We start from the raw sequence: 1,148 nt of genomic DNA on the forward strand, positions 1-1,148 counted from the left end.
CCCGACGTTCGACGTCGAGAACAGGAGCTAACTCAATGTTCGACGCCTTCACCAAGGTCGTTGCTCAGGCTGATGCCCGCGGCGAATTCCTCAACGCTGGTCAGATCGATGCCCTTTCCGGCGTCGTCGCTGACAGCTTCAAGCGTATGGATGCCGTGAACCGCATCACCTCCAACGCTTCCAAAATCGTCACCAACGCGGCCCGCGAGCTGTTCGACCAACAGCCCGCCCTGATCGCCCCCGGCGGCAACGCTTACACCCATCGCCGCATGGCTGCTTGCCTGCGCGACATGGAGATCGTTCTTCGCTACGTCACCTACGCCGTCTTCACCGGTGACGCTTCCGTCCTCGAAGACCGTTGCCTCAACGGCCTCCGCGAGACCTACCTGGCCCTCGGCGTCCCCGGCGCTTCCGTGGCCGAAGGCATCCGCAAGATGAAGGACGCCGCCATCGCCATCGCCAACGATCGCAACGGCATCACCCAGGGCGACTGCTCCTCCCTGATGTCCGAAATCGGCACCTACTTCGATCGCGCAGCTGCTGCTGTCGCCTGATCTCCGCTTCATCTTCCGGTTCACCTTCTCTCTAACAACCTTCAAATGAAGACTCCCCTCACCGAGGCCGTCGCAGCCGCTGATTCCCAGGGCCGCTTCCTCTCCAACACCGAGCTCAACGCCGCCTTCGGCCGCTTCGAGCGCGCCAAGAACGCCCTGGAAGCTGCCAAGGCCCTCACCGCCAACGCCGACTCCCTGGTGAACGGCGCCGCCCAGGCCGTCTACAACAAGTTCCCCTACACCACCCAGATGCAGGGGAGCAACTACGCCTCCGACGCCCGCGGCAAGGCCAAGTGTGCCCGTGACATCGGCTACTACCTCCGCATGGTCACCTACTGCCTCGTGGCTGGTGGCACCGGCCCCATGGATGAGTACCTCGTGGCCGGTCTCGACGAGATCAACCGCACCTTCGAGCTCTCCCCCTCCTGGTACGTGGAAGCCCTGACCTACATCAAGGCCAACCACGGTGTCTCCGGCGACGCCGGCGTCATCGCCAACAACTACATCGATTACGCCATCAGCGCCCTCGTTTGAGTCGCTTCGCTCTTCGATTCCTCTGGGTCCCTTCCGGGACCCTTTTTTTTGGCCCGATTC

2 protein-coding genes are annotated in these 1,148 nt (G+C 62.8%); both read left to right on the forward strand.

Translation table 11 applies throughout. From position 1 onward, the window contains the following. The first annotated feature begins 35 nt into the window (after positions 1 to 35). Positions 36 to 554 (forward strand): C-phycocyanin subunit beta, encoded by a 519-nt coding sequence (cpcB, locus tag KUG43_RS16575; RefSeq protein WP_216910932.1) that lies wholly within the window; start codon positions 36 to 38, stop codon positions 552 to 554. A 45-nt stretch (positions 555 to 599) separates the two neighbouring features. Further along, the gene (cpcA, locus tag KUG43_RS16580) at positions 600 to 1,088 is read left to right on the forward strand and encodes a C-phycocyanin subunit alpha (protein WP_015109240.1); all 489 of its coding nucleotides are present in this window, start codon (positions 600 to 602) and stop codon (positions 1,086 to 1,088) included. The last annotated feature ends 60 nt before the right edge of the window (positions 1,089 to 1,148 follow it).

This window comes from Synechococcus sp. CCY 0621 (assembly GCF_019038465.1).
Lineage (GTDB): Bacteria > Cyanobacteriota > Cyanobacteriia > PCC-6307 > Cyanobiaceae > Cyanobium.

Coding starts and splice junctions, on each gene's coding strand:
- cpcB (WP_216910932.1), top strand. CDS start 36: ATGTTCGACGCCTTCACCAAGGTCGTTGCTCAGGCTGATGCCCGCGGC.
- cpcA (WP_015109240.1), top strand. CDS start 600: ATGAAGACTCCCCTCACCGAGGCCGTCGCAGCCGCTGATTCCCAGGGC.